This window comes from Nonomuraea wenchangensis, from assembly GCF_900111685.1.
GTDB classification, from domain to species: Bacteria; Actinomycetota; Actinomycetes; order Streptosporangiales; family Streptosporangiaceae; genus Nonomuraea; species Nonomuraea wenchangensis.
In genome coordinates, this window is sequence record NZ_FOHX01000005.1 from 455,222 (window position 1) to 468,510 (window position 13,289).

Annotated in this window: 12 protein-coding genes and 1 pseudogene; 5 read left to right on the top strand and 8 right to left on the bottom strand. The window is 75.0% G+C overall.

The window, feature by feature from the left end:
• Positions 1-54: 54 nt before the first annotated feature.
• Positions 55-1,230, top strand: a complete 1,176-nt coding sequence (locus BMW85_RS17940) for a Cmx/CmrA family chloramphenicol efflux MFS transporter (RefSeq protein WP_091082528.1) — start codon at positions 55-57, stop codon at positions 1,228-1,230.
• Positions 1,231-1,349: 119 nt separating this feature from the next.
• Here the strand turns inward: BMW85_RS17940 and BMW85_RS17945 are convergent, their stop codons facing one another.
• On the bottom strand, positions 1,350-2,135 hold the full coding sequence (locus BMW85_RS17945) for an alpha/beta fold hydrolase (RefSeq protein WP_091082530.1): 786 nt from the start codon (positions 2,133-2,135) through the stop codon (positions 1,350-1,352).
• 57 nt (positions 2,136-2,192) lie between these two features.
• Between BMW85_RS17945 and BMW85_RS17950 the strand changes: the two genes are divergently transcribed.
• Positions 2,193-2,654: a MarR family winged helix-turn-helix transcriptional regulator gene (locus tag BMW85_RS17950; protein ID WP_091082531.1), complete on the top strand. Its 462-nt coding sequence runs from the start codon at positions 2,193-2,195 to the stop codon at positions 2,652-2,654.
• 89 nt (positions 2,655-2,743) lie between these two features.
• Positions 2,744-2,938, top strand: a complete 195-nt coding sequence (locus BMW85_RS17955; RefSeq protein WP_091082533.1) for a CsbD family protein — start codon at positions 2,744-2,746, stop codon at positions 2,936-2,938.
• A 66-nt stretch (positions 2,939-3,004) separates the two neighbouring features.
• On the opposite strand, the gene BMW85_RS17960 is transcribed toward BMW85_RS17955, so the two are convergent.
• Complete coding sequence (locus BMW85_RS17960) at positions 3,005-4,615, bottom strand: CocE/NonD family hydrolase (protein WP_091082535.1); 1,611 nt, start codon at positions 4,613-4,615, stop codon at positions 3,005-3,007.
• Positions 4,616-4,641: 26 nt separating this feature from the next.
• Positions 4,642-4,954, bottom strand: a pseudogene (locus tag BMW85_RS52555) (DUF3237 domain-containing protein).
• Between the two features lie 179 nt (positions 4,955-5,133).
• Here BMW85_RS52555 and BMW85_RS17970 point away from each other — a divergent pair.
• Complete coding sequence (locus tag BMW85_RS17970; protein ID WP_091082536.1) at positions 5,134-5,526, top strand: VOC family protein; 393 nt, start codon at positions 5,134-5,136, stop codon at positions 5,524-5,526.
• An 8-nt stretch (positions 5,527-5,534) separates the two neighbouring features.
• On the opposite strand, the gene BMW85_RS17975 is transcribed toward BMW85_RS17970, so the two are convergent.
• Together BMW85_RS17975 and BMW85_RS17980 are read right to left on the bottom strand one after the other, a co-directional pair.
• Positions 5,535-6,794, bottom strand: a complete 1,260-nt coding sequence (locus tag BMW85_RS17975) for a cytochrome P450 (protein ID WP_091082538.1) — start codon at positions 6,792-6,794, stop codon at positions 5,535-5,537.
• Between the two features lie 83 nt (positions 6,795-6,877).
• Positions 6,878-8,998, bottom strand: a complete 2,121-nt coding sequence (locus BMW85_RS17980) for a GAF domain-containing SpoIIE family protein phosphatase (protein ID WP_091082540.1) — start codon at positions 8,996-8,998, stop codon at positions 6,878-6,880.
• A gap of 165 nt (positions 8,999-9,163) precedes the next feature.
• On the opposite strand from BMW85_RS17980, the gene BMW85_RS17985 reads away from it, so the two are divergent.
• The gene (locus tag BMW85_RS17985; RefSeq protein ID WP_091082542.1) at positions 9,164-10,150 is read left to right on the top strand and encodes a 1-aminocyclopropane-1-carboxylate deaminase/D-cysteine desulfhydrase; all 987 of its coding nucleotides are present in this window, start codon (positions 9,164-9,166) and stop codon (positions 10,148-10,150) included.
• Here BMW85_RS17985 and BMW85_RS17990 read toward each other — a convergent pair.
• The 3 genes from BMW85_RS17990 to pcaB all read right to left on the bottom strand — a co-directional run bounded on the left by BMW85_RS17990 (position 10,089) and on the right by pcaB (position 13,263).
• The gene (locus tag BMW85_RS17990; protein WP_177240732.1) at positions 10,089-10,793 is read right to left on the bottom strand and encodes a TylF/MycF/NovP-related O-methyltransferase; all 705 of its coding nucleotides are present in this window, start codon (positions 10,791-10,793) and stop codon (positions 10,089-10,091) included. The genes BMW85_RS17985 and BMW85_RS17990 overlap by 62 nt on opposite strands.
• A gap of 158 nt (positions 10,794-10,951) precedes the next feature.
• On the bottom strand, positions 10,952-12,034 hold the full coding sequence (gene pcaDC / locus BMW85_RS17995; RefSeq protein WP_091082545.1) for a bifunctional 3-oxoadipate enol-lactonase/4-carboxymuconolactone decarboxylase PcaDC: 1,083 nt from the start codon (positions 12,032-12,034) through the stop codon (positions 10,952-10,954).
• Between the two features lie 2 nt (positions 12,035-12,036).
• On the bottom strand, positions 12,037-13,263 hold the full coding sequence (gene pcaB, locus BMW85_RS18000) for a 3-carboxy-cis,cis-muconate cycloisomerase (RefSeq protein WP_245774882.1): 1,227 nt from the start codon (positions 13,261-13,263) through the stop codon (positions 12,037-12,039).
• Between the last annotated feature and the right edge of the window lie 26 nt (positions 13,264-13,289).

Consider the following 13,289-nt stretch of genomic DNA (forward strand, 5'->3'; position numbering starts at 1 on the left):
CCCGAGCCCATCGTGCCGGGGTCGTTCTTCGACGTGGCTGTGGAGTCGCAACTCATGCCTTTGGCCCTTTATGTCCTTGCGCTGGCTGTCTTCGCGCAGGGGACCTCGGAATTCATGTTGTCCGGCCTCGTCCCGGACCTCGCCCGTGACCTCGGCGTCTCCGTCTCCGCCGCGGGGGCGCTGACGTCGGCCTTCGCCGCCGGAATGATCGTCGGGGCGCCGCTGATGGCGGTCGCGGGCATGCGCTGGCCGCGACGGCGGGCGCTGACGGCGTTCCTTGTCGTGTTCGTGCTCGTGCACGTGGTCGGCGCGGTCACCGCCGACTTCGGCGTGCTGCTGGTGACGCGGGTCCTGGCCGCGGTCGCCAACGCCGGCTTCCTCGCGGTGGGGCTGGCGGCGGCCGTCGCCATGGTGCCGCCGGACGCCAAGGGCCGGGCCACGTCGGTCCTGCTCGGCGGCGTCACGCTGGCGTGCGTAGCGGGGGTGCCGGGCGGGGCGGTGCTCGGGCAGATGTTCGGCTGGCGCGCGGCCTTCTGGGCGGTGGCGCTCGCCTGCCTCCCGGCGCTGTACGCCGTCCTCCGCGGGATCCCCGAGGCGAACGGGGCGGTGGCACGCGGTGTCCGGGGGGAGGCGCGGGTGCTGGGCGAGGCACGGGTGGTCGTGGTGCTGGTCCTGGCCGCGCTCGTGAACGCCGCCACCTTCTGCGTCTTCACCTACCTCGCCCCGCTGGTGACCGAGGTGGCCGGGCTGGCGGCGGGCTGGGTGCCGGCGGTGCTGGCGCTGTTCGGGCTCGGCTCGTTCGCGGGGGTGAGCGTCGCGGGCCGGCTGTCGGACACGAGGCCGGTGGCGCTGCTCGCCGGGGGCGGGATCGCGCTGCTCGCCGGGTGGGCGCTGCTGGCCGCCACGGCCGGCAGCCCGGCCGCCGCCGTGCTGCTCGCCTTCGTCCAGGGGGCGCTCGCGTTCGCCGTCGGCTCGGCCCTCATCGCGCGGGCGTTGTACGCGGCGTCCGGCGCGCCGTCGCTCGGCGGCTCCTTCGCCACGGCCGCGCTCAACGTGGGCGCCGCCGTGGGGCCCGCCCTGGGCGGCCTGGCCCTCGCCGCCGGCCTCGGTCACCGTTCGCCCGCGTGGGCCGCCGCCGTCCTGGTGGCGGCGGCCCTGATCATCGGCGTCCTGGCCCGCAGGACCCTCTTCACGAGCGCCGACGACCAGTCATCCGACCTCCGGGCCTAGCAAAGGGCCCTCGCCCCGAACGGGACGTGGTGCACGTGCTGCCCGCCCTGGGCCTGGAAGAACGGCTCGGTACGCGGGCTGCGCGCCCGCGGCGACCTCACGTGGACGCCGTCTGGCCGTCAGCGTCGCAACCCGTCCAGGAACGCCCCGACGATCTCGTTGTAGACGCCGGGGCGTTCCATGTTGGGATAGTGCGCCGCGCCCTCGACGGTGGCCTCCCGGCCGTCGGGGACCTCGGCGGCCAGGCGCGCGGCCATGGCGAGGTGGTCGGGGGAGTCGAGCGCGCCGTGCACGGCGAGGACCGGGACGCCGATCTTGGGGACGCGCTCCCAGGTGTCGCGGACCGGGACGAGGCTGACTGGCTCGCCGGCGGCGTGCTTGGCCATGGTGGTCCTCGCCATGGCGCGCAGGCGGGCCGTGACCTGCGGATCGAGGTCGGACTCTGCGCGGTGCGGGCCCGCGGCGAAGGCCATGAACCCGTCGATCGAGCCCTCCAAATCGCCGGCCGCCATCGCCGCGTGCCAGGAGGACATGGCCTGGACGGTCCAGGGGTCGGTGAAGTACGGCTCGGAGGTGCCGGCGCCGGTGACGACCACGGCCCGGACCAGGTCCGGGTGCTCAAGCGCGGTGTCCACGGCGACGCTCGCCCCCATCGAGACGCCGGCCAGGACGGCGGGGCCGGCGTCCAGGTGGCGCAACAGGCCGGCGAGGTCGTCGGCGAGCCGGTACGGGCCCGTGGCGTTGGCCGAGCGGCCGTGGCCGCGGGCGTCGGGCGCGATCACCCGGTGCCGCCCGGCGAAGTACGGGATCTGGTCGGCCCACATGCCGTGGTCGAGGAAGCCGCCGTGCAGCAGGACGAGGGGCGGGCCGGAGCCTCCGGTGTCGAGCCGGAAGAGGTCGTTCATGACAACCAAGGTGTCACTTTCTCGCCATGATGACAACCCAGGTGTCATGATGGCGGGGTGAACGGAACAGATCCCGTACGGCCCACCGACCGCCTGACCGAGGTGTTCGACCTGGTCGGGCCGCTGTACCGGCGGGCACAGCGCAAGGTCGAGCAGGACGCCCCCATCGAGGGCCTGTCGGTCGGCGTACGCGCCGTGCTCCACCTGCTGCGCGAGCACGGGCCCATGACCGTGCCGCAGATGGGGCGGGAGCAGGCGCTGAGCCGGCAGTTCGTGCAGCGCACGGCCAACGACGCGGCGGCGCGCGGCCTGGTGGCGTTCGCCCCCAACCCGGCGCACCGGAAGTCCTCCCTCGTCCGGCTCACCGAGGAGGGGCAGGCCGCCATCGACGCCGTTCTCGCCCGGGAACGGGCGGTGCTCGGCCGGATCGGCGGCGATCTGTCCGACGCCGACATCGCCGCCTGCCTCCGCGTGCTCTCCCGCCTGCTCCGCCTGCTCGACGACGTGGACGTGGACTGAACGCGGACACGGGTTTCCCACCGCGCTGCCGGGAAAGAGGAAGTGCTCGCTGAGAAATGACAGCCCAGCACGACAAGGGAGGCACACATATGAGCGCCGAGGACAAGGTCTCGAACAAGGCCCAGGAGCTCAAGGGCCGGGCCAAGGAGAACCTGGGAGACGTGACCGGCGACGAGGAACTGCGCGCCGAGGGCCGCGCCGACCAGACCGAGGGCGGCCTCAAGCAGGCGGGCGAGAAGGTCAAGGACGCGGGCAAGAAGGTCAAGGACGCGTTCAAGAAATGACGACGCATGTCGGGGCGGGCCCGCTGTGACGGGCCCGCCCCGACTGCCGCGTCAGGGGTTTCCCGCTCAGCGGGGGACGATCGGGAGGGTGAGGAAGGAGTCCGGGAACACCCGCTGGCGCTGCACCACCAGGTCGGCCTCCCCGGCCTCGGCGGCGGGCCGCCCGGTGCCCGGGTTGCGGTCGAAGCGCGGGAAGTTCGAGCTGGAGATCTCCACCCGGATCCGGTGCCCGGCCTTGAAGACCTGGCTGGTCGCCACCAGGTCGATCAGGTACGTCCCCGACGAGGTCGAGGTACGCGTGATGCCGTCGATGACGCTCATGGCCCGCCCGTCCGGGTACACGTCCACCAGCTTGGCCGTCCAGTCGGTGCCCGCCGCCGAGGTCGCGGCGCGCAGGGTCACCGTCACCGGCCCGGTCACCTCGACGTCGGCCGTCAGCTCCTCGGTCGTGTAGCAGAGCACGTCGGGCCGGCGCTCCACGTCCCGCTGGTCCTGCGGGCCGACGTTGGTGGGGTCGGCCAGCAGCAGCGGCCCGCCGGTCGTCGGCACGGGGTCGCGCGGGTCGAAGACGAACGTACGCGGCTCGTCCGACGCGGGGGGAGCGGGCGACAGCAGGCCGTCGGCGTGCAGGTGGTAGCGGGTCTCCACGGCACGGGCCAGTGGCCAGGACTCCTCCTCCCGCCACACGTCGTCGCCCATGACGAAGATCTGCACGGCCGGGCCGGTGTCCTCGCCCTTGAGGAAGGCGAGCTGGCGCTGTTCGAGCCGGATGGTCCCGGCCTGCGCCCCGAACCCGAAGTCCAGCCGCCCGGCACCCGACGCGCCGGGCGCGAGGTGCGTCCACGGCCCGATGACCAGCGGCCCGCCGAGGCGGCGGTGGTTCTCCAGCGTCCCGGCCAGGAACAGGTCGAACCAGCCCGCCACGTGCATGACCGGCACCTCGATCCGGTCGTGCCGCAGGGTCTCGGCCAGATCCTCCCAGTACGCGTCCCGCTCCGGATGCCCCGTCCAGTCCCGCCACCACGGGATGCCCGGGATGTCGCGTACCGGCAGCGTGCGCGCCGCCGTGCCCTGGTCGCCCAGCACCGGGAGCAGCGCGCCGAACGCGGCGCCCGCGTCCTCGCCCGCCTTCCCGCCCGCCTCCATGGCGTGCAGCAACCCGAGCATCGCCTGCAGCGCCCCCCAGTTCAGCGCCGAGCCGAGCGCGAACGCGCCGCCGTGGTACTTCAGGCCGTCGTGGAAGTCGTGCGGCGTCATCTGCGCGACGACCGCCTTCAGCCCCGGCGGCCGGGTGGCGGCGGCCTGGAGCGCGCAGCCCGCCAGGTACGACATCCCGCTCATCACCACCTCGCCGTTCGACCACGGCTGCCCGGTGATCCAGGCGATCGTGTCGTGGCCGTCGGCGCCCTCGTCCCGCCACGGCCGGAACTCCCCGTCGCTGCTGCCGCGTCCCCGGCAGTGCTGCAGCACCACCGCGAAGCCCGCCTGGAGCGCCGGGATCACCGGCACCGACCGGAACGTCTGCTCCCCGTACGGCGTGCGCACCAGCAGCGCGGGGAACGGCCCGCCGTCGGCGGGACGGTGGACGGAGCCGCGCAGGACGGTCCCGTCGCGCATCGGCATGGGCGCGTCGTGCTCGACGACGACGGACAGCGGCGGGCGGTCGAGCTTCGGCATGGCGGCTCCCAAGAGGGGTGGGGGGGTCAGGTGAGGATGTAGGCGTCGTAACGGACGGCGGACGCCGCGCGTGCCGCGGAGGCCGCGGGCGGCGTCCTGTTGAGCCAGTGATACCGCTCGTCGCCCGTCTCGAAGCGGCAGAACAGCCGGAAAGTACTCGGCGGGATCGACGTCCTCGCCGCTCGCCAGCCGGTCGAGCATCTCGGGCGGGCCGTGCCGGACGCCGCTGGTGGTGATGTAGAGGTGCGCGCCGTCGTGGGTGCGCAGCGTGTAGCGGGTGTCGATGCTGATGGTGCCGTCGGCGTGCACGACCTGCCAGTCCGCGCCGCCGGACAGCATCCGCCCGGACAGCCGGGGCCCGCTCGAACGAGCCGCCCGCGATGGTGACCACCCGGCGGTTGCCCCAGTGCGTCGCGCCCAGGTCGAGGATCGGGTCGAGCTCCACGTGGAAACGGGCGAGCGGTTCGAGGTTCACCGGGTGGGGCTTGGGGGTCCCGCACGGCGGGAAGGGGTGCGGCATGGACGTGCTGAGCAGCCGGGTGCTGCTGCGCCCGCGGGACCCCGCGCGCAGCCGTCGGTTCTACGCCGAGACCCTGGGCCTGGCCGTCTACCGCGAGTTCGGCCCGCCCGAGCATCCCTGCACGGTGTTCTTCCTCGGGCAGGGCTTCCTGGAGCTGTCCGGCCAGTGGGACGGATCCGGGGACGAGCCCGGCGGGGTGTCGCTCTGGCTGCAGGTGCGCGACGTGGCCGCCGAGGAGGCCCGCCTGCGTCAGGCCGGCGTGGAGGTGCTGCGCGAGGCCCGCCGCGAGCCGTGGGGGCTGGTCGAGCTGTGGATCGCCGACCCGGACGGCCACCGCCTCGTCCTGGTGGAGGTGCCGCCCGACCACCCGCTACGCCGCGACCACCGCTGAGCGCCGGGTCAGCGCAGCGCGTACCGGATGGGCAAGGTCTTCAGCCCGCCCACGAACGTCGTCGCCAGCCAGGCGGGCTCGCCGTCCAGCCCGACCTCCGCGAGCCGGGGGACCAGCTCGGCGAACAGCGCCTGGATCTCCATCCGCGCCAGCCCGGCCCCCAGGCAGTAGTGCACCCCCGCCCCGAACGCCAGATGCCGGTTCGGCGTCCGGCCCACGTCGAAGCGGAACGGGTCGTCGAACACTTCCTCGTCCCTGTTCGCCGACGGGTACGACAGCAGCACCGACTCACCGGCCCTGATCGGCGTCCCCCGCACGGCGGTGTCGGCCGCCGCCGTCCGCATGAACGCCTTCACCGGGCTCACCCAGCGGATCATCTCCTCGGCGGCCGATGCCAGCAGCCCAGGGTCCTCCCGCAGCCGCCGCAGCTCGCCCGGATGCCGGACGAGCGCCTCAAGCCCGCCCGCGATGGTGGAGGTGGTCGTGTCGTGCCCGGCCGTGGCGATGATGACGTAGTACGAGGCCGCGTCGGCGTCGCTCAGCGGCCGGCCGTCCACCCGGGCGTTGGCGATGGCCGAGGCCAGGTCGCCGGTCGGACGGGCGCGGCGGGCCGCGGTCAGCTCGCGGAAGTAGCCGAGCAGGTCCGCCAGCACCGACGTGTGGGCCGCCGCCTCCTCGCCGCCGCGCCGCCGGCTGTCGTCGTCCTGGCCGAACAGGTCCTGCGTCAGCCGCAACATCAGCGGGAAGTCCGACTCCGGCAGCCCCAGCAGCGACAGGATGACGCGCAGCGGATAGTGCGCGGCGACCTCCCGTACGAAGTCGCACCGGCCGCCGTGCTCGGCCAGCAGGTCGACGTACCGCCTGGCGAGTTCCCGCACCCGCGGCTGGAGCTCGCGCATCGCCTTCGGGCTGAACCAGTCCGCGCCGATCGCGCGCAGCTCCCGGTGTTCGGGGTCGTCGGTGTGGACGAGCGTCTTCAGCCCGTCGCCGCGCGCCCGATGCGCCTCCAGTGCGGCGTCCACCTCGGCCCGGCGCAGCACCGGCCGCGGCGCGCTCAGCCACAGCGCGTTGTCCCGTTCGATCTCCAGCACGTCGGCGTGGCGCGTCACCGCCCAGAAGGGCCGGTAGCCGTCGGCCTCCACCCGCCGCACGGGCGACTCGCGGCGCAGCAGCGCCAGGGCCTCGTGCAGGCGGGCCTCGTCGGTGTACGCGGCGGGCGTGGCGAGGCAGCGCCCCGCCTCCTCCGCGGACGTCAGGGTCGTGGCCACGGGTCAGCCTCCCGGCGGCAGGCGGGTGCAGGGGCGTAGAAGGGCATTCCCCTCCCGCTCCGCCCCCATGCGGCCGGCCCGGGTCAGGGGCCGGTGGGGGCGCAGCGCAGCAGCAGGACGGCGATGTCGTCGCCGCGCTGCTCCAGCGCCGCCGGCTCGATGAGCGAGTCCGCCAGGTCCGCCAGCGGCCCGTCCTCGGTGGGGTTGAAACGGGCGGCCAGCCGGCGGATGGCCTCGCCGAGGTCCAGGCCCGGCTGCTCGATGAGGCCGTCGGTGTAGAGGGTCAGCACGCTGCCGGGCGGCAGGTCGAGGTCGAGAGTGGCGTACTCGGCCTCGGGGTCGATGCCCAGCAGCAGGCCGGCGGCGCTGTCGACGACGCGCGTGGGCTCGCCGGGCCGCCCGAGCAGCGGCGGCAGGTGGCCGGCGCCGGCCAGGCAGGCGGTGTGCCGCTCCAGGTCGAGGCTCACGTACAGGCAGCTCGTGAAGCGGTCGGGGGCGAGCTCGATGAGCAGCCGGTTGGTGTGCGCCAGCACCTCGCCGGGGGAGGCGCCGGTGCTGGCATGCGCCCGGATGGCGGTGCGCACCTGCCCCATGAGGGCGGCGGCGGTCACGTCGTGCCCTTGGACGTCGCCGATGACCGCCGCGGCCTGGGTGTCGCTGAGCCGGATCAGGTCGTAGAAGTCGCCGCCGATGTCCATGCCGGGGGTGGCGGGGACGTACCGGGCGGCGAGGTCGAGCCCGGGGATCTCCGGCAGGGTGTGCGGCAGCAGGCTCGACTGCAGGCACTGGGCGAGCTGGTGCTTGACGTCGTAGAGCCGGGCCCGCTCGAACGCCTGCGCGATCAGTCCCGCGAGCGCGGTCAGCGTGGCCCGCTCGTCGGAGTCGAAGCGGTGCGGCCGGTCGTAGGCGAGGATGCAGGTGCCCATGGGCCGCCCCGAGGTCACCAGCGGCAGGAACGCGCACGCGTCCATGTCGTCGGGGTCGATGGCCTCCGGGTACGTCTCCCGCAGCTCGTCCCAGCTCTCGAAGAAGGCCGGCCGGGTGGCGTCGAACCCGTCCCACCCCGGCGACGGCGGGATCACCGGCCGCCCGTTCAGCTCGGCGACGGCCTGCCGGGTGTAGCCGCGTGAGGCGGCCACCCGCATCCGCCCGCCCCTGGCGGTGAGGATGGCGAGCGCCTGGACGTCGTAGACGGGCATGACGTGGTCGGCGACCAGGTCGATCACCTCCTGCGCGGTGACGGCCCGCGCGAGCGTCGTCGCGAGGTGCAGCATCTCGTGCAGGGCGATGATGCGGGTCGGCCGCCCGATCTCGTGGGGCGGCGTCCGCTCGGCGGGGTCGTGGTCCTGCCCGCCGGGCGTGATGCGCAGGGTGACGCCGGTCAGGCCGGGGAAGAGCCGGAAGGTGACCAGTCGTCCCGACGGGTGGCGGGCGGTGAACGCGGTGACCTGGCCGCTGACCACCGCCGACCGGTAGAGGTCCTCGTAGAGAGGGTCGTCGAGCCAGGGCAGCGCCTCGCCGAGGCGTTCGCCCTGGAGCTCGGAGGTGTAGACGGACAGCAGGTCGGCGGCCGGCGCGGTGATGAGCGAGATGCGGCCCTCGACGTCGAGCGAGCAGTAGCCCTCGGGCAGCCGGTTCAGTGCCGCGAGCGCGATGAGCTGGGAGCCGGTGTCGGCGGCGCGGGCGGGGCGGGGGTTGAGGGTGCGCGGGCGCGGCCCCGGGGTGATCGGCTCGCCGCGGTCGGCCTCCCGCTGGAGCAGGCGGGCGACGGCGGAGGAGCTCGCGTCGATCACGTCGCGCTGCTCCCGTGACAGCGTGAGCGAATATCCCGCGGGCCAGACCAGCATCAGCGCGCCCCAGACGCGCCCGCCGCCGTGGATGGGGCGCACGGCGGCCGAGAAGTGGTACGGCAGCGAGAGCGCCGCCGAGGGGAACTGCCGCGCGAGGTCCTCCCGCCCGGAGACCCAGACCAGGCGGTCCTCGCGTACGGCCCTGGAGACCGGCACGGGATCGCCGACCCGGAGCCTGGCCCAGGACATGGCGATCGGCTCGGGCATGCCGAGCTGGACGTCCATCAGCAGCACCCGGCCGTCGTCGGCCAGGAGGTAGACGGTGCCGATGTGCGCCCCCGCGTCGGTGATGGCCTGGATCAGCAGGTCGTCCAGACCGGCCCGGCCCGGCCGGGGCGCGGTGTGCTCCCGCACCGGCTCAGCCGCTCGCTTCCCCGCTCACGCACGGTGAGCAACAAAGCAGCGCAAAACCCCCCATATGGGCAGGATACCCCGCAGGCCGGTCGCGAACTGCTCACCATCCGCTCAACATCGCACATCCGCTTGCCCGGGCCGCCGCCTCCCGGACACCATGGGCCGGTGATCCTTCCGGTTCCCGCGACCCCGCTGCACCCGCTGCCCCGCCTGGCCCGCCGCCTCGGCCTCGGCCCCGAGGACCTGTGGGTCAAACGCGACGACCTGACCGGCCTGGCGGGCGGCGGCAACAAGGCGCGCAAGCTCGCCGCCATCGTCGCCGACGCCCAGGCCAAGGGCTGCGACCACCTGGTGACCGGCGGGGGAGCGCAGAGCAACCACGCCCGGATGACGGCCGCCGCCGCCAACCTCGCCGGGATGGGCTGCGACCTGCTGCTCACGCCCGGCGACGACAGCGGCAACCTGCTGCTCGACCGCGTGCTCGGCGCCGGCATCCACTGGCTGGACGGCGGGCCGCTGCCGTACGCCGAGACCGAGGCCGCCATCCAGGAGCACGCCAGGGCGCTGGCCGCGCGGGGCCGGCGGCCGTACGCCATCCCCATCGGCGGCTCGTCACCGCTCGGCGCCGCCGCGTACGTGGACGTGGGCCGCGAGCTCGCCGAACGCCTGGACCCCGGCCTGGTCGTGGTCGCCGCCGGCTCGGGCGGCACGCAGGCCGGGCTGGCGGCCGGGCTCGGCGACCACGGCAAGGTGCTCGGCGTGGACGTCGGCGCCCGGCCCGGCCTCGCGGACGCGGTCCAGGAGCTGGCCGCCGAGGCCGCCGCCCTCGCCGGGCTGCCCGCGCCCCGAGGCCGCTGCCGCCTGGACACCGCGCGGGCCGGGCAGGCGTACGGCGAGCCGACCGGCGCGGCCCTGGACGCGCTACGGGCGGCGGCGCGGACGGAGGCCCTGCTGCTCGACCCGGTCTACACGGCCAAGGCCATGGCGGGCCTGTTCGCCGCCGTACGCGAGGCGCCCAGGGGCACGCGGGTGGTGTTCGTGCACACCGGCGGGCTGCCCGGCCTGCTCGCCTCCCGCTACGCCGGCTGGCTCACCAGCGAGACGCCAACCGGCGCCGGAGCCGGACCGGCGGCAGCGGCGGAGCCTTCCTGAGCTGCCTCCTGCCGATCACCTGGAACAGCGCCCGCCGGTCGGTCATGCCGCCCTTGCCGCTCGGCTCCCTGCCGAACAGCGCGAGCAGCGTCGTCCGCACCCCCGAACGCGCGCTCCAGTCCACGAAGGCCCGGCACTCGGCCGGGTCCTCGCCGTAGAACTCGTCGAACAGCAGCAGGGCGCCGTCGGCGAGCAGCGGCGTCAGCCAGTCCAGCGCGCACGAGGTGGCCGACTCGAGGTCGGCGTCCAGGTGCGCCAGGCTGACCAGGCCCACCTCGGCGGCGAGGGCGGGCGTCAGCGACTCGGCGAAGAACCCCTTGACGACCCGCACGCCGTTGAGCCGCGGCACGGGGGTCGCGAAGGTGCCGGCCGGCAGGTTCTCGTAGCCCTCCGGCAGCCCCTCGAACGAGTCGCAGGCGTAGATGCGCTTGCGCCGCTGCCGGCGCTCCCACAGCCGGGCCCGCCACAGCTCGTCCCTGATGACCCGGGTGGAGTAGCCCTTCCAGACGCCGAACTCGACGATGTGGCCCGGCACCGGCCGCGAGAGCTGCACCGACAGCTCCAGGACCTGCGCCCGTGACGGGTAGGTGACCTTGTTCCTGAGGCCGGGCCACTCGCCGGGAGCGCCGCTTAACCAGCTCACGTCCGGCAATGAGCGTTGTGACATGGGTAACCCCTTCGCAGTAGCTCGCGTCGCTGCGAGCCCATCAGTGAGGGTGGGGTGCGGACCACGCCTGGATACGCACAGCAGTATGGCCGTAGCGTGACCTCGCCGTCACCGATTGCCGCACAAGGTTGGGGTCACTCCTCCGACAGGACGCGCTGGGCCACGGCGAAGGCGGCGTTGGCGGCCGGCACGCCGCAGTAGACGGCGCTCTGCAGCAGCACCTCGCCGATCTCGTCCGGGGTCAGCCCGTTGCGCAGCGCCGCCCGTACGTGCATGGCCAGCTCCTCCAGGTGGCCGCCGGCGACGAGCGCGGTCAGCGTGACACAACTGCGGGCACGCCGGTCGAGGCCGGGCCTGGTCCAGATCTCGCCCCACGCGTAGCGGGTGATGAAGTCCTGGAAGTCCCTGGTGAACGGCGTGGTACGGGCCACCGCCCGGTCCACGTGCGCGTCGCCCAGCACCTCGCGCCGCACCCGCATCCCGGGCGTCGCGGGCAGATGGGCGAGCAGCGCGGCGGTCAGGCGTTCCGGCTGGTCGGCCGGGGCCAGGTGGGCGGCGCCGGCCAGCTCCACGAGCGTCGCGCCGTGGATGCCGTCGGCGAGCTCCCTCGCGTGCGCGGGCGGCGTCGCCGGGTCGTCCCGGCCCGCCACGACCAAAGTGGGAGCCTTGATCGCGGCCAGCTCGGCGCGTACGTCGTAGCCGGCCAGGGCGTCGCAGCAGGCCGCGTACCCCTCGGGGTCGGCGGCGGCCAGGTCGTCCAGCAGCGCCTGCCGGGGCGGGCCGGCGAACCAGCGGGCGGCCGTGCTCTCCAGCAGCGGGCCGGTGCCCTCGGCGCGCACCAGCCGGGCCCGCTCGTGCCACGACGCGGGCTCGCCGAAGCGGGCGGAGGAGCAGATCATCGCGAGCGAGCGCACTCGGCCGGGGTGGCGCAGCGCCAGGGTCGCGCCGATCGCGCCGCCGATCGACACGCCCGCGTAGTGGAAGGCGTCGAAGCCCGCCGCGTCCGCCGTCTCCAGCACCAGGGCGGCCAGGTCCTCGACCGTGGCCACAGGGGCCGTGGGGGAGCCGCCGTGGCCGGGCAGGTCGAACCTCAGCACCCGGAACGTCCGCGCCAGCGCGGCGAGCTGCGGCTCCCACAGACGCAGGGACGTGCCGAGCGACGGACCGAGGATCAGCGGCACGCCGTCCGCCGGTCCGTCCAGCCGGTGGTGCAACATCGTCAGTCCTCCTTGAGAGCCCGCTCCACCAGGGCGCGGGCGGAGCCCGTGGAGCCGGACAGGGTCAGGTTGGCGCGCATGCGCTCGGGGTGCACCCGCAGCCCGGCGACCAGCTCGGCCGCGTCGCGGGCCGCCCCCGCGACCAGGCGCAGGCACTCACGCAGCGGCTGCCACTCGGCGTGCCAGGCGCCGGAGGGGCGTTCGTCCTCGGCGGCGAGCGAGGCGTACAGGACGGCGGCCAGCGCCGGGACCTGCCGCGCCGCGGCGGCGATCATGGTGGCGCGGACCGGGTTGTGCTTGTGGGGCATGGACGACGAGCCGCCGCCGACGCCCTCGGACAGCTCGCCCACCTCGGTGCGCGAGAGCACGAGCACGTCGGCCGCGAGTTTGCCGAGCGCGCCCGACGCGAACGCCAGCGCCCCGCCGAGGTCGGCCACCGGCGTGCGCAGCACGTGCCACGGCAGCACCGGCTCGGTCAGCCCCAGCTCGGCGGCGAAACGGGCGGCGAGCCGCAGCCCGGGGTCCTCGCCCGGCTCCGGCCGCTCGGGGCGGAAGGCGGTCTCAGGGTGGGAGGCGGTCTCGGAGTGGGAGGCGGCCTCGGAGGCGTCGGGGTGGAAGGCGGCCAGCGTGCCCGCCGCCCCGCCGAGCTGCGCGGGCAGGGAGCCACGGGCGGCGCGCAGCCGGTCGCGGGCGTCCAGGACGAGGCTGCGCCAGCCCGCCGCCTTCAGCCCGAACGTCGTCGGCACCGCCTGCTGGGTGAGCGTCCGCGCGGCCATCAGGGTGTCACGGTGCGCGGCGGCCAGCCCGGCGAGGTCGCCGGCGACCCGGCCGAGGTCCGCCAGCACCGGGCCCAGCGTCCGGTGCGCGACCAGCATGAGCGCGGTGTCCAGGATGTCCTGGCTGGTCGCGCCCCGGTGCACGTGCGCGCCGTACGGCCCGGCCGCCGCGCGCAGGTCCTCCACGAGCGGGATCACCGGGTTGCCGCCGGAGCGCGCCCGCGCCACGAGCGCAGGCAGGTCGAACGCCGCCACCCGTGCCGCCCCGGCCACCGCCTCGGCCGCCTCCCGCGGCGCCCGGCCGAGCGCCGCCTGGGCGCGGGTCAGCGCGACCTCGGCGTCCAGCAGGGCGCGCAGCACGGCGACGTCACCGGTCTCCCCGACCGCGCCCCGCATGGGGGACAGCAGCCCGAGGTCGGCGTCCGGGTCAGCCGGAGGCCCCGGGTCAGCCAAAGGCTCCGGGTCAGCCGGAGGCCCCG